Source organism: Kitasatospora sp. NPDC093806 (assembly GCF_040683335.1).
Taxonomy (GTDB): domain Bacteria; phylum Actinomycetota; class Actinomycetes; order Streptomycetales; family Streptomycetaceae; genus Kitasatospora.
In genome coordinates this window covers 68,186-87,757 of record NZ_JBFBDO010000011.1, presented here as the reverse complement: position 1 = coordinate 87,757, position 19,572 = coordinate 68,186, and the positions used below count along the sequence as shown (strand labels likewise).

Here is a 19,572-nt window from a genome sequence, read left to right as displayed (position 1 = left end):
CGCGTCGCACGAACGCCCGTGGGGCGGTCCCTCCTCGTCGGAGGGGCCGCCCCACGGGCGTTTCGTCTCTTCGGCCCTAGAGATTGCCCGGGTAGGGCAGGTCGTCGTTGTAGAGGTGCATGCCGGGGATGGTCAGCGTGCCGCCGAACTGGCCCGCCTGGATCGCGGTGACCCCGGTCAGTTCCAGCCAGAGCGGCAGGTGCAGCTGGCCGATCAGGTCGTACAGCCACTGCGGCAGCGGGCCGTCCGGGGTGAGGGTGAGCTCGCCCGGATCGATCGGGATCGGGATGCCGAGCACCTTGGCGAGGTGGCCGGAGAGCCGCTCCACGTACATCGTGACGGTGCCCTTGCGCATGGTCGAGGTCTTGCCGGGGGCGCTCTTGACGTGGAACGTCTTGCCGTTGCCCTGCAGGGTCGACATGTGCAGGTTCTCGATGTCGACGGTCTCGACCTCGAACTTCAGCACCCGCTTGGTGCCGGTGGCCGTCCGGACGTTGACCACGCCGAGCAGCACGGCGTGGTTCAGGGTCAGCCGGGTGGTCTGGAGGGTCCAGTTCTGGTCCGGGACGGTGATCGGGTTGTCCGGCGGCTTGGCGCCCGGGTTGAGCGCCTTGCCGTCGACCAGGCAGTTCGGGTCCTTGCTCGGCGTGCCCGAGGCGGACGGCGTCGCGGACGCCTTGCCGGACGGCGTACCGGACGCGGTGGGTGCCGTGGAGGGCTTGCCCGACGACGAGGCCGAGGCCGAGGCCGAAGCCGAAGCGGACGGCGAGGGCGAGGAGGAAGCCGGGGCGGAGGCCGACGGCGTGCCGGAAGCCGTGGGGCTCGGGGCGGTGCCGGGCGTCGCCGCGGGCGCGGTGGTGGCGCTCGGCGGGCCGCTCGGCTCGGCCGTAGGGGTACCGGTCGCGGCGCCGGTCGCCGGCGGGGCGGCCGGGGCGACGGCGCGCGTCCCGGCGGCCGGGCTCGCGCTCGGGCTCGGCGAACCGCTCGGGCGGACCAGGTTGGTGATCCCGCCGACGAGGTCGTCGATCAGCCCGGCCTGGACGACCCCACTGCTCGGGGTCGGCTTCGGCGTCGCGGCCTGGGCCGAGGTCGGCGCGGGGGTCGAGGCCGGGGCCGGGGCCTTGGACGCGGTCCGGGTGGGCTCCGCGCTCGGGGCCGCCGTGGTGGGGGCGGCCGTGGGTGCCGCCGTGCCGGGGGTGGCCGTCGGGATCGGGACGTGCGGGCCGGGGATCGGCGGCGGCAGCTCGCTCTTCGGGACCGGCGTCTCCTCCACCACCTGCTCCGGCGCCACCCCGGCCGGAACGGCGTCCGGGACGGTGGCGCAGGGCTTGCTCACGGTGGACTCGGCGACGGCGGTGGTCGGCGTGTAGGCGGCGGCCATCAGCAGCGCGGTCGGCACGGCGGCGATCGCCAGCGCCTTGCCGCGGAGTCTGGCCCGGACGGGCGTCCGGGGCGCCGCGTGCCGGGGTGAGCGCTGGGCCGGCGGCTCCGGCCGCTCCTCGCGCGGGTCGGTCACCGGGTCTCCTCGGACTTCCCGAGCAGCGGCGGGACGGCGCCCTCGGCGGGCGGCTGCGCCTGCGCGGGGACGGCCGGCAGCACCGCGGTGGCGGCCTCGGCCGGCTGCTCGGTGGTGGGCTGCTCGGCGACAACGGACTCGGCGGCCTCGGCAGGGGCCGGCAGCGGCGCCCAGGCGATCATCAGACCACCGCCGATCAGCCCGGGCAGCAGCGCCAGCCCGAAGCCGGAGAGGTTGGAGACCGGGATCGAGACCAGGGTGAGCAGCGTGGTGGCCACGCCCGCGAAGATCCGCACGAGCGGCTGGAACCAGGCGGTCAGCCCGAGCAGGATCAGCAGGACGCCGATGATCAGCGACCCGGCGCCACCCGTGGTGGCCATCGCCATCGTCATGCCGTTGAACGACAGGTTGGCGTAGGGGAAGTACATGATCGGGACGCCGGCGATCATGGCCAGCAGACCGCCGTAGAACGGCCGGGTACGGCGGAAGTCGCGGAACACCCGGCGGACCCACCGGAAGGGGTTCTCGCGCTCGGCGGGCCGCGGCTCGGCAAGGGTGCTGGACACGGTGCAGCTCCTCGATGGTGTGACGAGGTGAAAAACACGATGGGGAAGCCCGGGGCGGCGGCCCGAACGGCCGCCGTCCCCGGTCCCCCCGATCCGCCGTCAGGCGGTCAGCCGGTCAACGGCTCAGAAGCACTCGTGACCCGCGTCGGTGTGCAGGTTGAGCTTCAGGCCGCGCAGCTTGAAGGTGCCCGCGGAGGTGGCCCACGCGGTCTGCTCCACGCCGGTCAGCTTGGCGGTCTTGGCGGCCTGGGAGAAGCCGACCGGGCCCGAGGGCAGGCCGCCGCCGAGCGGGGACTTCCAGTCCTTGGTCGCCGAACCGGTGAGGGTGGAGGCGTCCTGGCCGATGTTGATCTGCCCGAACTCGGCGTCGCCCTTCAGCGAGTCGAGGTCGATCAGCAGGTTCTCCGCCTCGACCTGACGGTCCTTGTCCTCGCTGTCACCGGCCTCCAGGCGGAGGGTGATCTTCGGGAGCTTGAACGGCAGCGGCAGCACGTTCGGGTCGGTGACCAGCGACTGGCACATGCCCTTGAGGCGGGCCTTGTCGAAGGCCGAGACGGCGACCGCGTGGGTGGTCTTGTGGTCGGCCTCGACGTCGATGGAGCCGAACTGGGCGAAGCCCTCGCCGTTCAGCTCCTTGACGCTGACCTTGAACTGCTGGCCGGAGACGCTGAACGACGCCGCCAGCGCGTTGTTGGCCAGGCCGATGCCGACCGCGGCGGTGGCCGCGATGCTCGGCACCATCACCAGGGCGAAGCGCTTCCAGCGGGTCTTGCCGTGGGTCTGGGACATGCGTGTCCTCCTTGTGGGACGTACATCTCCGGCTCCCCGGTGGCGAGTCCCGCACCGGTGGGGGCCTGGGATGGGAGAGAGCTACGTCCTCGGTAGCGGAGAGCGCCGTGACAACCCCGGCGATCCCCCCGAGCGACAACCAGTGACCGCGCGGGCAGCGCGGCCGGACGAAGGACAGGAACCGCGCGTGGGACCCGCGGACACCCCCCTGCCTTCCGCCGACGGCAGGAGCCGCCGGCCACCCGGTGGGGATCCCCGCTCCGTACGCGCCGACCGGCTGCCGGGAGTTGGAGTGTGGGGACCGGGCGTGCCGATGCTGCTCGAATCCCGGGCGAAGCACAAGAGGTTGCATTACTGACGGGTAATCCCACAGAGGCGTCAGCGATCATGAAATCCGTCACACCGACACGCTGAGTGACGAAGTGGAGGATTCGTGGCGACGAAATCCCCCGGAAACATCAGTGAAACACCCGTGGACGGTCACATGTCGTGACCGTCCACGGGTGTTGTCAAGATTTGGTAAACCTGCGGCGCGCTGACCGGATTGTCGTCAAATCACCGGCGGCACCGCAGGTCATTCGCGGTGTCACACCGCGGCTGTCGGGGTGGCCGTCAGAACAGCACGCGGGCCAGCGCCTGGCGGGCCGCGGTGACCCGCGGGTCCTCGGTGCCGATCACCTCGAACAGCTCCAGCAGCCGGAGCCGGACGGCGTCCCGGTCCTCGCCGAAGACCTTGCCGACCGTCCCGACCAGCCGGCCGAAGGCGTCCTCGACGTGCCCGCCGACCAGGTCCAGGTCGGCCGCCTTCAGCTGGGCCTCGATGTCCTTCGGGTCGGCCGCGGCGGCCGCCCGGACCGCCTGCAGGTCCAGCCCCTCGACCCGGTGCAGCAGCTGCGCCTGGGCCAGGCCGAGCTTCGCCTCGGTGTTGCCGGGCTGGTCGAGCAGCACGTTCTGGTAGGCCTGGATGGCGCCGCCCAGGTCGCCCCGGTCCAGCGCGTCGTGGGCCGCGGCCAGGGCCGGGTCCTCCGGACGGTGCGGCGCCGCGACGGCCTCCGCACCCTCGGCGCCCGGCGCCGGCGCGCCGGTCCCGCCGACGATGCCGAAGCGCTGCTCGGCGACCAGGATCAGCTGGTCCAGCACCTTGCGGACGTTGGCCTCGTTCTCGGCGCCCTGGAACAGCGGCACCAGCTGGCCGGCCACCACGGCCATCACGGCCGGGATGCCCTGGATGCCGAACTGCTGCGCGATCAGCTGGTTGGCGTCCACGTCGATCTTGGCGAGCACGATCCGGCCGGCGTACTCCTCGGCCAGGCGCTCCAGGATCGGGCTGAGCTGCTTGCAGGGCCCGCACCACTCGGCCCAGAAGTCGACGACCACCGGCACCTCGGCGGACCGCTGGACGACCTCGGTCTCGAAGGTGTCCTCGGTGACGTCGATGACGAGCTCGTAGCCGGCCTGGGGGGCCGCCTCTCCGGCCGCCTCCGCGGCGGCCGCTTGGCGGGCCCGCTCGGCCCTGGCCTGCTCGGCCTTCTGGGCAGCCTCGCCGGCTGCCTTCACTGCGGCGAGGTCGACCGCACCGCGCAGGGCGGAGCTGTTGAGACGCGAATTCCGTGGCTGCATGGCACCATCCTCCCCCGTCCGCGCCGTCGACGGGCACCAACCTCCCGGAAAACCGCTCCGCGCGGGCTGCGCGGTCCCGGATCTCCCGAGGTGGGGCACCCGTCCCCCGGTAGCCTGAACCGTTCGGCGCGGATCCCCACCCGCGCCCGCGCCGCTCCCGTCCCACGGGGTCACGGCGCCTGGTCGTCACTGCTTTCGCTACGAGTCGTAGCGTAACTGGACCGAGGGCACCCGCCGCAACCCCTACCGGCCCTCCCCCGACGTGAGCTGAGCCACTTTCCCCCACGGCCCGGCTGTCCCGGACGCGGTGCAGTCGCTACCGTTACCAGCCCCACCCAAGTTACCAACCGGTAAACCGCAAGGAGGCCCCGGTGCCGGCCCCCCAGCCCCCCGTGACCCCGACCCTCGACCCGGAGGCCCCGGCGACCCTGGCGGCCCCGGAGAACCCCGACGGCGCCGCCACCCGGGCCAAGGGCCGCCCGCGCAGCGCCGCCGCCGACCGCGCCATCCTGGACGCCACCCGCGAGGCGCTGGCCGAGCTCGGCTGGGGCGGCCTCACCATGGGCCACGTCGCCACCCGCGCGGGCGTCGCCAAGACCACCCTGTACCGCCGCTGGCCGTCCAAGAACGAACTGGTGGTGGACGCCGTCGCCAGCCTCTTCGACGAGCTGGTGATGCCCGACCTGGGCAGCCTGCGGTGCGACATCGAGGGCGTGGTCGGCCAGTTCGCCGACCTGCTGGCCCGTCCGGAGACCCAGGCCGCGCTGCTCGCCCTGTTCGCCGAGGGCACCCGCGACCGGCAGCTGCGCCGGCGGATCCGGGAGGCGATCGTCGACCCGCAGAAGCGGCTGGTCCGGCAGGGCCGGGCGGCCGCCCAGGCGCGCGGCGAACTGGCCCCGGACTGCGACCCGGCCACCGCCCGCGAGGAGATCGACATCATCTTCGACACCATCGCCGGGACGGTCGAGCACCGGGTGCTGGTCAGCGGCGAGCCGATCACCGCCGAGTGGACCCGGCGCTTCACCAGCCTGCTGCTGGGGCCGTTCCCGAGCCTGCTGGCGTCCTAGGACGCGACGAGGCCGCCCCGCCCCCGTCGGAAGGGGGCGGGGCGGCCTCGGGCGGGCCCGTACGGGTCAGAACCGGGCGGTCTCCCGGTAGATCCCCCACTCCTCGCGCAGCGCGTTGCAGATCTCGCCCAGGGTCGCCTCGGCCCGCACCGCGTCCAGCATCGGCGGGATCATCGACTCGCCGGAGCGCGCGGCGGCCAGCATCGCGGCCAGCCCGGCCTTGACCGCCGCGTCGTCCCGGGCCGCCTTGCGCGCGCCCAGCACCCGGACCTGCTCGCGCTCCACCTCGTGGCTGACCCGCAGGATCTCCAGCTCGGGGGTGACGCTGCGCGGGTGGCAGTTGACGCCGACGACCCGCTTCTCGCCCTTCTCCACCGCCTGCTGGTACTGGAAGGCCGCCTCGGCGATCTCGCCGGTGAACCAGCCGTCCTCGATCCCGCGCAGGATGCCGGAGGTGATCGGGCCGATCTCGTGGTCGTCCCGGCCCTTGTCCAGGATCTTCTGGAAGATCGCCTCGGCCTGCTGCTCGATCCGGTCGGTGAGCGCCTCGACGTACCAGGAGCCGCCCAGCGGGTCGGCCACGTTGGTGACGCCGGTCTCCTCCATCAGCACCTGCTGGGTGCGCAGGGCGATCTCGGCGGCCTGCTCGGACGGCAGCGCCAGGGTCTCGTCCAGGGCGTTGGTGTGCAGCGAGTTGGTGCCGCCGAGCACCGCCGAGAGCGCCTCGACGGCGGTGCGGACCACGTTGTTGTACGGCTGCTGGGCGGTCAGCGAGACGCCGGCGGTCTGGGTGTGGAACCGCAGCCACTGGGCCTTGTCGGTCTTCGCGCCGAACCGGTCGCGCATCCAGCGGGCCCAGATCCGGCGGGCGGCGCGGAACTTGGCGATCTCCTCGAAGAAGTCGAGGTGCGCGTCGAAGAAGAAGGAGAGACCGGGCGCGAAGACGTCCACGTCCAGGCCGCGGGAGAGGCCCAGCTCGACGTAGCCGAAGCCGTCGGCCAGGGTGTACGCCAGCTCCTGCGCGGCCGTCGCCCCGGCCTCGCGGATGTGGTAGCCGGAGACCGAGAGCGGCTTGTACGCCGGGATGCCCTGGGCGCAGTACTCCATCAGGTCGCCGATCAGCCGCAGGTGCGGCTCGGGGGCGAAGAGCCACTCCTTCTGGGCGATGTACTCCTTGAAGATGTCGGTCTGCAGGGTGCCGTTGAGCACCGCCGGGTCGACGCCCTGGCGCTCGGCGGCGACCAGGTACATGCAGAAGACCGGCACGGCCGGGCCGCTGATCGTCATCGAGGTGGTGACCTCGCCCAGCGGGATGCCGTTGAACAGCACCTCCATGTCGGCGGCCGAGTCGATCGCCACGCCGCAGTGGCCGACCTCGCCGAGCGACTTGGGGTCGTCGGAGTCGTACCCCATCAGGGTGGGCATGTCGAAGGCGACCGAGAGGCCGCCGCCGCCCGCCTCCAGGATCATCCGGTAGCGCTCGTTGGTCTGCTCGGCGTTGCCGAAGCCGGCGAACTGGCGGATGGTCCAGGTCCGGCCGCGGTAGCCGGTGGCGTGCAGACCGCGGGTGTACGGGTACTCGCCCGGCCAGCCGATCCGCTCGAAGCCCTCGACCGGCTGCCCGGGGGCCGGGCCGTAGACCGGCTCGACCTCGTCCCCGGAGAGCGTGGTGAAGTCCGCGTCCCGCTTGCGGGCGCTGTCGTACCGCTGCTGCCAGCGCTGCCGTCCGCGCTCGATCTCCTCGGCGTCCATGGCCGAACTCCGCTCCGTACGGCCGCCACGCCAGCGGGCGGCACAGCTGTTAGGACGTCCTACTAATTTACTCGGACGTCCTAGTACTTGTCGATGGACCTCCGGCGCGCCGCTCCGAGGGGCATGCGAAAGGGCGCCCTCCCCCGGGCGGGGAAGGGCGCCCTCGGCGAGCGCGTGCGGTCAGACGCCGGCGGGCTGGCGGGCGGCGTCGCCGGCCGGCAGCTTCGCGTTGGCCTCGGCGACCACCTTGCGCTCGGCGACGAAGGAGGCGAACGGGATGCACCCGGCGGCCAGCGTGAAGAGCATCCGGCCGAGCGGCCACTTGAGCTTCTGGCCGAGCAGGAAGGTCACCACGAAGTACCCGATGTAGAGGTAGCCGTGCAGCATCGCGACGTAGGTGGTCACGTCCTCGGCGGTGTGGAAGCCGTACTTCGCCACCATGAAGCCGCAGAACACCAGCAGGGCCACACCGGTCGCAATGGCCAGGGCGCGGTACCAGCCCAGCAGGGGGGTCGCCTTCATACTTCTCATCGCCTCGCTCGGCAGCATCGGGGAGGGGTACGTCCGGATCCGCGCACCGCTCCAACGAGAGTAGCCGCCCTCACGCCCCGCCCCGCGCAGCCCCCCGCAGCCCGGTCAGTCGCTCGTTTCGGTGAAGTCGCCGGCCGCCACCCGCAGCGGGCGGAGCAGTTCGAACACCTCGCGGCACTGCTCGGCGCCGTACTCCTCCAGGCCGAACTCCATCGCCATGAGCTCCCGGGTGGCCTCCTCGACCACCCCGCGGCCGCGGTCGGTGATCGCGGCGAGCACCCCGCGCCCGTCCAGCGGGTTGGGGCGGCGGGCGACCAGGCCGGCCCGCTCCAGCCGGTCGACGGTGTTGGTGACGCTGGTCGGGTGGACCATCAGCCGCTCGCCGATCTTGGAGAGCGAGAGCTCGCCGGTCCGGCTGAAGGTGAGCAGCACCAGCGCCTCGTAGCGGGCGAAGGTCAGGCCGTAGGGCTTGAGCACCGCGTCCACGCGGGAGAGCAGGATCTGGTGCGCCCGCATGATCGAGGTGATCGCCGCCATCGAGGGGACGGTTCCCCAGCGGCGGGTCCACAGCTCGTCGGCGCGGGCGATCGGGTCGAAGTCGAGTGCGAGGGGCTTGGCCACCTCCTTACCGTACCGGCGGGCGGGGCTGGTGCTACCAGGCGTCCTGATGGTGGACAAGTGCGACACGTGGCGGGATCCCGCCAGTCGACTCGTCAGGTACATACCAGCACGTTGCGGGGATGTGAACGTCCACCAACCATTCGCCCGGGCAGGGACGTTGGCCGCGCGGGTGGCGTTCGGCCTGCTATCAGGCCTCGGTTCGGACGGTAACCCGCTGAAAGGCGGGGCGATTCGCCCTATTTGTCGCCCTGTTCACCATCCGCCGCGTTGGCGAGACCTGGCCAATCAATGAACCAGACCTGTCATTTCACTTGTTCGATTGTCATGCTTTCGGCCAGCCCCGTCCGGTGGCCACCGCCCCACTCACCGGTGACCACCGTGGACCGCACGGAGCTGCACGTCAGCGCCCGTTCCGCCCCTCAGGTGCCAACCCCGGCACCCCGGAGCGAGGTGCGACCGCGCACACGCGGTTTCCCGGAAGGACCTGTACGTGAAGCGAAAGCTCGCAGCCGGCGCCGTACTCTCCGCCACCGCCCTCCTCGCCGGCGTCATCCAGGTGAGCACCGCCGCCCAGGCCGCCCCGACCCCGTCGGCCCAGGCGCAGGCCGCGCAGCAGCGCGAGGCCGTCCTCGCCGTGGCGAAGGGTCAGGCCGACCCGCTGGCCAAGGCCCTCGCGCTGGGCGGCCAGGAGAAGCTGGTCGCCAAGGACGCCGTGGTGGACGCCGACGGCACCCGCCACCTCCGCTTCGAGCGCACCTACGCCGGCCTGCCCGTGCTCGGCGGCGACCTGGTCGTCCACCAGGCCGCCGGCGGCTCGGTCAAGGCGGTCGACAAGGCCGTCACCGCGCAGATCTCGGTCCCGAGCCTGACCCCGAAGATCCCGGCCGACCAGGCCGCCGCCCAGGCCTCCGGCGCGGTGCAGTCCACCGTCGGCATCGCCGCCGACAAGGACGAGTCCCCGCTGACCGAGGTCCGCCAGGCCGGCGCCGCCCAGCTGGTCGTCTGGGCCGCCGACGGCAACCCGCGGCTGGCCTACCGGACCACCGTCGAGGGCGTCCGCGCCGACGGCACCCCGAGCAGCCAGCTGCTGGTCACCGACGCCGCCTCCGGCCAGGTGCTCTCCAGCCACGAGCAGGTGCAGACCGCGACCGGCACCGGCAACGGCGTCTTCGTCGGCAACGTCCCGCTGACCACCACCCTGAGCGGCTCCACCTACCAGCTCAAGGACGCCTCGCGCGGCGGCCAGTCCACCAGCGACCTGAAGGGCCGCACCTCCGGCTCGGGCACGCTGTACACCGACGCGGACAACAAGTGGGGCACCGGCACCGTCTCCAGCGGCCAGTCGGCCGCGGTGGACGCGCAGTTCGGCGCGGCGGCCACCTGGGACTACTACAAGAACAGCTTCGGCCGCCTCGGCATCAAGAACAACGGCGTCGGCGCCACCAGCCGGGTCCACTACGGCAAGAACTACGTCAACGCGTTCTGGAACGACTCCTGCTTCTGCATGACGTACGGCGACGGCGCGAGCAACACCCACCCGCTGACCGAGATCGACGTGGCGGGCCACGAGATGACCCACGGCGTCACCTCGGCCACCGCCGGCCTGAACTACTCGGGCGAGTCCGGCGGCCTCAACGAGGCCACCTCGGACATCTTCGGCACCATGGTGGAGTTCTCGGCCAACCTGCCCACCGACGTGCCGGACTACCTGATCGGCGAGGAGATCGACCTCAACGGCGACGGCACGCCGCTGCGCTACATGGACAAGCCCTCCAAGGACGGCGGCTCGGCCGACTCCTGGTCGTCCTCCGTGGGCAGCCTGGACGTCCACTACTCCTCGGGCGTCGGCAACCACTTCTTCTACCTGCTGGCCGAGGGCAGCGGCGCCAAGACCATCAACGGCGTCAGCTACAACAGCCCGACCTCCAACGGCTCGACCCTCACCGGCATCGGCCGGGACAAGGCCGCGGCCATCTGGTACCGCGCGCTGACCGTGTACTGGACCTCCACCACCAACTACAAGGCCGCCCGCACCGGCACCCTGAGCGCCGCGGCCGACCTGTACGGCGCCGGCAGCGCCGAGTACAACGCGGTCGCGGCCGCGTGGAGCGGCGTCAACGTCAACTGATCACCTGATCACCTGATCGTTCAAGGGCCGCTCAAGCGACGCCCGGGGCCTCACTGGGAGGGGAGGCCCCGGGCGTCCGGCCGTTCCCGGGCGGCTCCGCGGCAACGGCGGGCGGCTCCGTAGCAACGCCGGACGGGGGCGGCAAGACCCGCCGTTGGCGGGATCCCGCCACCGGATGAACCGGGGCGAACCGGTCACCCGTCGCTTCCGAACCAGCCGCACCGGCCGGTGGCGAGACCTGGCCAATCGCCGGTCGCGCCCTGTTCTTTCACGACCTGCATTGTCATGCTTCTGCCCAAGCCCCGTCCGGACGCCCGTCGCCCCCACCCATCGACGGACCGTCAGGCCGCACGGAGCAGCACGTCAGCGCCCTACCGCCCCACGGCGCCAACCCCGGCGCCCCGGTATGCGGCGTGACCGCGCACCCGCGGTTTCGTGGAAGGAACCCCGCACGTGAAGCGAAAGCTGACAGCCGGCGCCGTACTCTCCGCCACCGCTCTGCTGGCCGGCGCCATCCAGGTCGCCGCCGCCCCCGCCCAGGCCGCCCCGCCGGCCCCCGTCCAGCAGCGCGAGGCGCTGATCGCACTGGCCGGCCAGCAGGCCGCGCCGGTGGCGAAGGCGCTGGCGCTCGGCGGGCAGGAGAAGCTGGTCGCCAAGGACGTCGTGGTCGACGCCGACGGCACCCGCCACCTGCGCTACGACCGGACCTACGCCGGCCTGCCGGTGCTCGGCGGCGACCTGATCGTCCACCAGAAGGCCAACGGCACCGTCTCCTCCGTGGACCGGGCCTTCGAGGGCCGGCTCTCGGTGCCGAGCCTGACCCCGTCGCTCTCCTCCGGCCAGGCCTCCACCCAGGCGGTGGACTCGGTCCGGGCCACCGTCGGCATCGCCGCCGACGCGGACGAGTCCCCGGTCAGCCGGGTCGACGGCGCGAGCGCGCCCAGCCTGGTGGTGTGGGCGGGCGACGGCAGCCCGCGGCTCGCCTACCAGACCGTGGTGCACGGCGAGCGGGCCGACGGCACCCCGAGCAGCCAGCGGCTGGTCACCGACGCCGCCACCGGCCAGGTGCTCTCCACCCACGAGGAGGTGCAGACCGCGACCGGCACCGGCAAGGGCGTGCACGTCGGCACCGTCACCCTGACCACCACCCAGAGCGGCTCCACGTACCAGCTCAAGGACGGCTCCCGGGGCAACCAGTGGACCGGGAACGCCAAGAGCAACAACGCGCTCTACACCGACGCGGACAACACCTGGGGCAACGGCACCACGTCCGACACCCAGTCCGCCGCGGTGGACGCGCAGTTCGGCACCGGCGCCACCTGGGACTACTACAAGAACACCTTCGGCCGGAACGGCATCAAGAACAACGGCGTCGGCGCGAGCAACCGGGTCCACTACGGCAACGCCTACGTCAACGCGTTCTGGCAGGACTCCTGCTTCTGCATGACCTACGGCGACGGCACCAACAACACCAACCCGCTGACCGCGATCGACGTGGCCGGCCACGAGATGAGCCACGGCGTCACCTCGGCCACCGCCAACCTCACCTACTCCGGTGAGTCCGGCGGCCTGAACGAGGCCACCTCGGACATCTTCGGCACCATGGTCGAGTGGTACGCCAACCTGCCGGTGGACGTGCCGGACTACCTCATCGGCGAGAAGATCAACATCTTCGGCAACGGCAAGCCGCTGCGCTACATGGACCAGCCCTCCAAGGACGGCAAGTCCAAGGACGCCTGGTACTCCGGCATCGGCAGCATCGACGTCCACTACTCCTCGGGCGTGGCCAACCACTTCTTCTACCTGCTCTCCGAGGGCAGCGGCGCCAAGACCATCAACGGCGTCAGCTACAACAGCCCGACCTCCAACGGCTCCACGGTCACCGGCATCGGCCGGAACAAGGCCGCGGCGATCTGGTACCGCGCGCTGACCACCTACTTCACCTCCAGCACCAACTACAAGGCGGCCCGCACCGGCACGCTGAACGCCGCCAAGGACCTCTACGGCGCCGGCAGCACCGAGTACAACGCGGTGGCCGCCGCCTGGAGCGCGGTGAACGTCAGCTAGCCGCGACCGGTACCACCTCCGGAAAAAGCCGCAGGCTGCCGGGGCCCACTGGGAGAGGGGGCCCCGGCAGCCTGCCGGCGTGCGCGGGCTCGACCGCGCGGAGGTTCAGCGCGGAGGTGTCAGGCGGTGGCCGGCGCGGCCTTGCCGGAGACGGCGCGCTCCTCCTTGGCGAGCATCCGCTCGGCCACGAAGCCGCCGAGCGGGACCACCGAGAGGACGAACAGCAGGACGCCGCGCTTGGTGTCCCACTTCTGGGTCTGCCAGGCCATGATCCAGAACACCACGTACAGGATGAACAGGATCCCGTGGACCATGCCCATCACCGGCACGCCGTTGAAGTCGGTGGTGCGCTTGAGCACCGAGCAGAGCAGCAGGAGCAGGAACGAGACCCCTTCGGGGCCGGAGACCAGGCGCAGGCGGTGGACGGCGCTGCTGTTCACGATGGGTACCTCGATACGGGGGCTCGTAGATCGCTTGTGAACCGGCTCACAAGCATTCGGCCCATTATCGCCGAGCACACGTCCGGGCCCTCCGGCGGGGGTCGGACCGGAGCCCGGTCACCCGTTTTGTCGCAGACGCGTACCAGAACACCACCTCCCCCTCCCCGGCCCGGCCCGGGGACCGCTACATTGCGGCCGTGGCACAGTTTCGACTCCAGGGGTCCAAGACGCTCGCCGTCGACATGACGGGCGACGCCGTGAAAGCCAGAAACGGCTCGATGGTCGCGTACACCGGCCAGATGAACTTCAAGAAGCTCAGCGGTGGCGGCGACGGCCTGCGCGGCATGGTCACCCGCCGGCTGACCGGCGAGCAGATGACGGTCATGGAGGTGAAGGGGCAGGGCACCTGCTACTTCGCCGACCGGGCCACCGAGATCAACCTCGTGCGGCTGAACGGCGAGACGCTCTACGTCGAGTCCGACAACCTGCTCTGCACCGAGGGGACGCTCAAGACCGGCACCAGCTTCACCGGCCTGAACGGCGTCTCCTCCGGCAACGGCCTCTTCACCACCAAGGTCGAGGGGCACGGCTGGGCGGCGGTCACCTCCAAGGGGCCGGCAATCATCCTGCGGGTGTCGCAGGGCATGCCGCTGCGGGTGGACCCGGGGGCGTACGTCGCGCACACCGGCAACCTCAACCGCTCCATCAAGTCCGGCGCCGGCTGGACCACCTTCATCGGCGAGGGCGGCGGCGAGGCCGTCCAGGTCGAGTTCACCGGCGAGGGCCTGGTCTACGTGCAGCCTTCCGAGAAGCTCACCATCGGGGGCGACGTCTGATGGCGTTCACGAAGCTCAACAACAAGATGATCGAGGCCCGGGTCGTCCCCGGCCAGCGGCTGTTCAGCCAGCGCGGCGCGATGCTCGCGTACACCGGCGAGGTCCGGTTCACGCCGAACATCACCGGCGGGCAGGGCGGCGTCATGTCGATGATCGGCCGCCGGGTGGCCAACGAGGACACCCCGCTGATGACCGTCGAGGGCCAGGGCAGCGTGATGTTCGGCCACGGCGGCCACCACGTGCACGTGATCGACCTGGGCGGCGACACCCTGTACGTCGAGGCGGACCGGCTGCTCGCCTTCGAGGGCACGCTGCAGCAGTCCACCATGTTCCTGGGCTCGCAGGGCGGCGTGATGGGCATGGTCCGCGGCCAGGTGACCGGCCAGGGCCTGTTCACCACCAAGCTGGACGGCCACGGCTCGGTGGCGGTGATGGCGCACGGCGGCGTGTTCGAGCTGCCGATCACCCCGCACCAGCCGGTGCACGTCGACCCGCAGGCCTACGTCGCGCACCGCGGCCAGGTCCAGAACAAGCTGTCCACCGCGCTGGGGTGGCGCGACATGATCGGGCGCGGCTCCGGCGAGGCCTTCCAGCTGGAGCTGTCCGGGAACGGCGTCGTGTACGTGCAGGCGAGCGAGGAGAAGCTCTGATGTCCTACCCGCCGCAGCCCCCGTACGGGCAGCCCCAGGACCCGTACGGCCAGCCGACCCAGCCCGGCTACCCCGCCGCCCCGCCGCCCGGCTACCCGCCGCAGCCCGGCCAGCCGTACCCCCCGCAGGGCTACCCGCAGGGCCAGCCCCAGCCGGGCTACCCGCAGCAGGGCTACCCCCAGCAGGGCGGCTACCCGCCGCCCCCGCCGCAGGGCTACCCGGCCCAGCCGCCGCAGCAGTACGCCCAGGAGCAGTACGGCGGCGCGCAGGCCCCGCTGCCCAAGGCGCAGGACGGCTCCGGGCCGGTGGTGCACGACGTGCACAGCCTGCCGTCCAACGACAACGTCAACCCGTACGCCTTCTCGGTCGACCTCAACGGCTCGTACTTCCTGCAGAAGGGCAAGATGGTCGCCTACTACGGCGACATCTCCTTCAAGGGCGTCGGCGCCGGCGCGATCGACCGGATGCTCGGCCAGCACTTCAACTCGCCGATGCACGCCGCGGACTGGGTGGTCGCCGAGGGCCGGGGCAAGCTGCTGCTGGCCGACCGGGCCTTCGACCTCAACTCCTACGACCTGGAGGAGGGGAACCTGACGGTCCGCTCGGGGAACCTGCTGGCCTACGAGCCCACCCTGCGGCTCAAGCAGTCGATCATCCCGGGCTTCCTGACCCTGATCGGCACCGGCAAGTTCGTCGCCGCCTCGAACGGGCCGGTGCACTTCGTCGAGCCGCCGATCCGGGTCGACCCGCAGGCGCTGGTCGGCTGGGCGGACTGCCCGGCGCCGTGCCACCACTACGACCACGACTACATGCACGGGGTGATCGGCGGCATCCGCCGGCTGACCGGGCTGGGCGGGGCGTCCGGCGAGGAGCACCAGTTCGAGTTCATCGGCGCCGGCCAGGTGCTGCTGCAGTCGTCCGAGGTGCTGATGGCCGAGCGCGCGGTCGGCCAGGTGCACGCCGAGGCCGGGGTGCCGATGGGCGGGGTGCCGTCCCAGCACGCCTCCGGCGGCCAGTTGCCGAACGTGAACGTGCCCGGTCTCGGTAACCTGGGCGACCTCGGGCGACGTTTCGGTCTGTAAACTTGTACAATGTTTAACTAAATGCGGTATGGTGGGCGCATGGACACGCACACGATCGCCGCCGCGGACGTCTCCTCCTCGCAGCCCGACGGGCCCGAGGAGGAGACTCCCTGGCTGACCGCCCGCGAGCAGCGGATGTGGCGCGCCCACCTGGAGGTCGCCAAGCTGCTCGACTACCAGCTCAGCCGCGAACTCCAGCCGCACAGCCTCGCCATCAACGACTACGAGATCCTGGTCGTGCTCTCCGAGGCGCCCGAGCGGCGGATGCGGATGACCGACCTGGCCACCGCGACGCTCCAGTCCAAGAGCCGGCTCTCGCACCAGATCACCCGGATGGAGAACGCCGGCCTGGTGCTGCGCCAGGAGTGCCCCGGCGACCGCCGCGGCCTCTACGCCCACCTCACCGAGCAGGGCTGGGAGACCATGCAGCGGGTCGCCCCGGACCACGTGCGCAGCGTCCGGGCGCACTTCATCGACCGCTTCACCCCCGAGCAGCTGGACGCGATGTACGAGGCGCTGGCCCCGGTCGCGGAGCACCTGCGCGGCCTGCGCGGCCGGTCCTGATCCGCTGACGGCGAGTGGCCCCTGACGGCGAGTGGCCGGCACCCCCGCCCGGGGGTGCCGGCCACTCGGCGTTCCGGGTCAGATCGTGGTGAGGCCCGCGACCAGCCGGTCGGCCGCGCCGTACGGGTCCAGCTCGCCGTCCACCACCCGCTCGGCCAGGGTGGCCAGCTGCCGGTCGCCGTGCAGGTCGCCGATCCGGGCGCGCAGCGCGGCCAGCGCGATCGCCTCGACCTCGTCGGCGGCCCGGCGGCGGCGCCGGACGGCCAGCTCGCCGTGCTCCTCCAGCCAGGCGCGGTGCTTCTCCAGCGCCTCGACCACCTCGTCCACGCCCTCGCCGCGGGCCGCGACGGTCTTCACGATCGGCGGCCGCCACGCCCCCGGCTCCCGGGCCTCGCCCAGGCCGAGCATGTGGTTCAGCTCCCGGGCGGTGGCGTCCGCGCCGTCCCGGTCGGCCTTGTTGACCACGAAGAGGTCGCCGATCTCCAGGATCCCGGCCTTGGCGGCCTGGATGCCGTCGCCCATGCCCGGCGCGAGCAGCACCACGGTGGTGTCGGCCTGCGCGGCGATCTCCACCTCGGACTGGCCGACGCCGACCGTCTCCACCAGGATCACGTCGCAGCCGGCCGCGTCCAGCACCCGCAGCGCCTGCGGGGCGGACCAGGACAGTCCGCCCAGGTGGCCGCGGGTGGCCATCGAGCGGATGAACACCTCGGGGTCGGTGGCGTGGTCCTGCATCCGGACCCGGTCGCCGAGCAGCGCGCCGCCGGAGAACGGCGAGGACGGGTCCACCGCCAGCACGCCGACCCGCTTGCCCAGCCGCCGGTAGGCGGAGACCAGCGCCGAGGTGGAGGTGGACTTGCCCACGCCGGGCGAGCCGGTCAGGCCCACCGTGTAGGCGTGCCCGGTGTGCGGCGCCAGCGCGGCCATCACCTCGCGCAGCTCGGGCGCGGCGTTCTCGACCAGCGAGATCAGGCGGGCCACCGCCCGCGGACGGCCCTGCCGGGCCTGCTCGACCAGGGTCGGCACATCGATCATGGGTGGGTCTCCTAAGGGTCCGTCTTCGCACCCTGCGCCGAAGGGCTGCGGACCGCTTGTGGCGGTCCGCAGCCCCGAAGTGGTTCGTACCTGGATCAGGCCTTGGGCACCCGGACGATCAGCGCGTCGCCCTGGCCGCCGCCCCCGCACAGCCCGGCCGCGCCGACGCCGCCGCCGCGGCGCTGCAGCTCCAGCGCCAGGTGCAGCACCAGGCGGGCGCCGGACATGCCGATCGGGTGGCCGAGCGCGATCGCGCCGCCGTTGACGTTGACGATCTCCGGGGAGACGCCCAGGTCCTTCATCGACTGGTGGGCGACGGCGCCGAACGCCTCGTTGATCTCGATCAGGTCGAGGTCCTCGACGGAGATGCCCTCCTTGGCCACCGCCTGCTTGATCGCGTTGGACGGCTGCGACTGCAGCGAGTTGTCCGGGCCCGCGACGTTGCCGTGCGCGCCGATCTCGGCGATCCAGCTCAGGCCCAGCTCCTCGGCCTTGGCCTTGCTCATCACGACCACGGCGGCGGCGCCGTCCGAGATCGGCGAGGAGGTGCCGGCGGTGATGGTGCCGTCCTTGTCGAAGGCCGGGCGCAGCTTGGCCAGGCCCTCGACGGTGGTGTCGGGGCGGATGCCCTCGTCCAGGCTGACCAGGACCGGCTCGCCCTTGCGCTGCGGGACCGCCACCGGGACGATCTCGGCCTCGAAGATCCCGTCGGCCTGGGCCTTGGCGGCGCGCTGGTGCGAGGCGGCGCCGATCTCGTCCTGGACCTCCCGGGTGATGCCCAGGCGGACGTTGTGCTTCTCGGTGGAGGCGCCCATCGGGATGTTCTCCCACGGGTCGGTCAGGCCGTCGTGGGCCATCGAGTCGAGCATCTCGATCGCGCCGTACTTGTAGCCCTCGCGGGACTTCGGCAGCACGTGCGGGGCGTTGGTCATGGACTCCTGGCCGCCGGCCACCACGATGTCGAACTCGCCGGCCCGGATCAGCTGGTCGGCGAGCGCGATGGCGTCCAGGCCGGAGAGGCACACCTTGTTGATGGTGAGGGCGGGGACGTCCATCGGGATGCCGGCCTTGACGGCGGCCTGGCGGGCCGGGATCTGGCCCGCGCCGCCCTGCAGCACCTGGCCCATGATGACGTACTGGACCTGGTCGCCGGTGATGCCGGCCCGCTCCAGCGCGCCCTTGATGGCGAAGCCGCCGAGGTCCACGCCGGAGAAGCCCTTGAGGGAGCCGAGCAGGCGGCCCATCGGGGTCCGTGCCCCGGCGACGATCACAGAGGTGGTGGTGGTCATGAGACGAGCCCCTTCGCGCGTCGTGGCCAGGTGGAGGTTGCCGCTCAATGTACTGACCTGTTACCCGCCCGTCACCGGACCCACGGTGTGATCGAGCGCACTGGCACCGTCCAGTCAACACCGTGTCAACCCGATCCGGGTGAACCCTGCCGCTGGGCCGTCCGTGTGAGCAGGCTCGCACCCCGACGGCTGGCGCCGCCGACCGGCATGCGCTGCACTGTTGCCGTCCCGTCGCCCGCCCCGCATCCGGAGGCCACCGTGCTGACCCGTATCGACCACATCGGCATCGCCTGCCGCGACCTCGACAAGACGGTCGAGTTCTACCGCGCCACCTACGGCTTCGAGGTCTTCCACTCCGAGGTCAACGAGGAGCAGGGCGTCCGCGAGGCCATGCTCAAGATCAACGACACCGGCGACGGCGGCGCCTCCTACCTGCAGCTGCTGGAGCCGACCCGCGAGGACTCCGCGGTCGGCAAGTGGCTGGCGAAGAACGGCGAGGGCGTCCACCACATCGCCTTCGGCACCGCCGACGTGGACGGCGACGCCGAGGCGATCCGCGGCAAGGGCGTCCGGGTCCTGTACGACGAGCCGCGGATCGGCTCGATGGGCTCGCGGATCACCTTCCTGCACCCCAAGGACTGCGGCGGCGTGCTGACCGAGCTGGTCACCGCCGCGGAGCCGGACGAGCACGCGGCCCACTGAGCCGCCGCCGGGTGCCGCCACCGGGCGGCACCCGCCCCTCCGGCACCTCCCGGACCCTCCCGCACCCTCATGACCCGTCAGTAACCTCGTCCGGTCACCCGGAAAACCCCCACGCGCCCATTCCCCCGCAAGGCGCTCCCACTACAATGCCCAGGTGCGCGAAGACTCCGGGGGACGGGGACGACGGGCACGGCCGAAGACAGGCCCGTCCGCCCCGGTGGGAGGCCCGTCGCAGGGGAGTCCATTACGCGGGCACGGCTGAACAGTCGCAAGACGGATCTGTCACCATTCTCCACAAGGCAAGAGTTCGCCCAGGA

Annotated in this window: 18 protein-coding genes; 8 read left to right on the top strand and 10 right to left on the bottom strand. The window is 71.9% G+C overall.

Annotated elements, in window-relative coordinates:
- Positions 1 to 76: 76 nt before the first annotated feature.
- The 4 genes from AB0N76_RS09450 to trxA form a co-directional block, all read right to left on the bottom strand.
- Entirely contained in the window at positions 77 to 1,516 is a 1,440-nt protein-coding gene (locus tag AB0N76_RS09450; protein ID WP_363554910.1) for a hypothetical protein, read from the bottom strand.
- Positions 1,513 to 2,082, bottom strand: coding sequence for a DUF6114 domain-containing protein (locus AB0N76_RS09445; protein ID WP_363554908.1), 570 nt, complete (start codon positions 2,080 to 2,082; stop codon positions 1,513 to 1,515). Before AB0N76_RS09445 ends, AB0N76_RS09450 begins: the two co-directional genes overlap by 4 nt.
- Before the next feature lie 123 nt (positions 2,083 to 2,205).
- Complete coding sequence (locus tag AB0N76_RS09440; protein ID WP_363554906.1) at positions 2,206 to 2,871, bottom strand: DUF6230 family protein; 666 nt, start codon at positions 2,869 to 2,871, stop codon at positions 2,206 to 2,208.
- 612 nt (positions 2,872 to 3,483) lie between these two features.
- Entirely contained in the window at positions 3,484 to 4,491 is a 1,008-nt protein-coding gene (trxA, locus tag AB0N76_RS09435; protein ID WP_363554904.1) for a thioredoxin, read from the bottom strand.
- Between the two features lie 428 nt (positions 4,492 to 4,919).
- Between trxA and AB0N76_RS09430 the strand changes: the two genes are divergently transcribed.
- Positions 4,920 to 5,558: a TetR/AcrR family transcriptional regulator gene (locus AB0N76_RS09430; RefSeq protein WP_363554949.1), complete on the top strand. Its 639-nt coding sequence runs from the start codon at positions 4,920 to 4,922 to the stop codon at positions 5,556 to 5,558.
- A gap of 66 nt (positions 5,559 to 5,624) precedes the next feature.
- Here the strand turns inward: AB0N76_RS09430 and AB0N76_RS09425 are convergent, their stop codons facing one another.
- The 3 genes from AB0N76_RS09425 to AB0N76_RS09415 all read right to left on the bottom strand — a co-directional run bounded on the left by AB0N76_RS09425 (position 5,625) and on the right by AB0N76_RS09415 (position 8,462).
- Positions 5,625 to 7,310, bottom strand: a complete 1,686-nt coding sequence (locus AB0N76_RS09425; RefSeq protein ID WP_363554902.1) for a methylmalonyl-CoA mutase family protein — start codon at positions 7,308 to 7,310, stop codon at positions 5,625 to 5,627.
- 180 nt (positions 7,311 to 7,490) lie between these two features.
- A complete protein-coding gene (locus AB0N76_RS09420; protein ID WP_363554900.1) occupies positions 7,491 to 7,859 on the bottom strand; it encodes a DUF3817 domain-containing protein in 369 nt (122 codons plus the stop codon).
- Between the two features lie 87 nt (positions 7,860 to 7,946).
- A complete protein-coding gene (locus tag AB0N76_RS09415) occupies positions 7,947 to 8,462 on the bottom strand; it encodes a MarR family transcriptional regulator (protein ID WP_363554898.1) in 516 nt (171 codons plus the stop codon).
- Positions 8,463 to 8,952: 490 nt separating this feature from the next.
- Between AB0N76_RS09415 and AB0N76_RS09410 the strand changes: the two genes are divergently transcribed.
- Together AB0N76_RS09410 and AB0N76_RS09405 are read left to right on the top strand one after the other, a co-directional pair.
- On the top strand, positions 8,953 to 10,590 hold the full coding sequence (locus AB0N76_RS09410) for a M4 family metallopeptidase (protein WP_363554896.1): 1,638 nt from the start codon (positions 8,953 to 8,955) through the stop codon (positions 10,588 to 10,590).
- Positions 10,591 to 11,043: 453 nt separating this feature from the next.
- Complete coding sequence (locus AB0N76_RS09405) at positions 11,044 to 12,657, top strand: M4 family metallopeptidase (protein ID WP_363554894.1); 1,614 nt, start codon at positions 11,044 to 11,046, stop codon at positions 12,655 to 12,657.
- Between the two features lie 119 nt (positions 12,658 to 12,776).
- On the opposite strand, the gene AB0N76_RS09400 is transcribed toward AB0N76_RS09405, so the two are convergent.
- Positions 12,777 to 13,100 carry a DUF3817 domain-containing protein gene (locus AB0N76_RS09400; RefSeq protein ID WP_363554947.1) on the bottom strand — a complete coding sequence of 108 codons (324 nt, stop codon included), beginning with the start codon at positions 13,098 to 13,100 and terminating at the stop codon, positions 12,777 to 12,779.
- Between the two features lie 194 nt (positions 13,101 to 13,294).
- On the opposite strand from AB0N76_RS09400, the gene AB0N76_RS09395 reads away from it, so the two are divergent.
- The 4 genes from AB0N76_RS09395 (at position 13,295) to AB0N76_RS09380 (ending at position 16,229) form a co-directional block, all read left to right on the top strand.
- A complete protein-coding gene (locus AB0N76_RS09395) occupies positions 13,295 to 13,933 on the top strand; it encodes an AIM24 family protein (protein WP_363554892.1) in 639 nt (212 codons plus the stop codon).
- Entirely contained in the window at positions 13,933 to 14,583 is a 651-nt protein-coding gene (locus AB0N76_RS09390) for an AIM24 family protein (protein WP_363554890.1), read from the top strand. Before AB0N76_RS09395 ends, AB0N76_RS09390 begins: the two co-directional genes overlap by 1 nt.
- Before the next feature lie 275 nt (positions 14,584 to 14,858).
- The gene (locus tag AB0N76_RS09385; RefSeq protein WP_363554945.1) at positions 14,859 to 15,665 is read left to right on the top strand and encodes an AIM24 family protein; all 807 of its coding nucleotides are present in this window, start codon (positions 14,859 to 14,861) and stop codon (positions 15,663 to 15,665) included.
- Positions 15,666 to 15,800: 135 nt separating this feature from the next.
- Positions 15,801 to 16,229 carry a MarR family transcriptional regulator gene (locus AB0N76_RS09380; RefSeq protein ID WP_363554943.1) on the top strand — a complete coding sequence of 143 codons (429 nt, stop codon included), beginning with the start codon at positions 15,801 to 15,803 and terminating at the stop codon, positions 16,227 to 16,229.
- A 78-nt stretch (positions 16,230 to 16,307) separates the two neighbouring features.
- Here AB0N76_RS09380 and meaB read toward each other — a convergent pair whose 3' ends face one another.
- Together meaB and AB0N76_RS09370 are read right to left on the bottom strand one after the other, a co-directional pair.
- On the bottom strand, positions 16,308 to 17,264 hold the full coding sequence (gene meaB, locus AB0N76_RS09375) for a methylmalonyl Co-A mutase-associated GTPase MeaB (RefSeq protein WP_363554888.1): 957 nt from the start codon (positions 17,262 to 17,264) through the stop codon (positions 16,308 to 16,310).
- Between the two features lie 95 nt (positions 17,265 to 17,359).
- Positions 17,360 to 18,553 (bottom strand): acetyl-CoA C-acetyltransferase, encoded by a 1,194-nt coding sequence (locus AB0N76_RS09370; RefSeq protein WP_363554886.1) that lies wholly within the window; start codon positions 18,551 to 18,553, stop codon positions 17,360 to 17,362.
- Positions 18,554 to 18,811: 258 nt separating this feature from the next.
- On the opposite strand from AB0N76_RS09370, the gene mce reads away from it, so the two are divergent.
- Positions 18,812 to 19,255: a methylmalonyl-CoA epimerase gene (gene mce / locus AB0N76_RS09365; RefSeq protein WP_363554884.1), complete on the top strand. Its 444-nt coding sequence runs from the start codon at positions 18,812 to 18,814 to the stop codon at positions 19,253 to 19,255.
- Positions 19,256 to 19,572 lie beyond the last annotated feature (317 nt).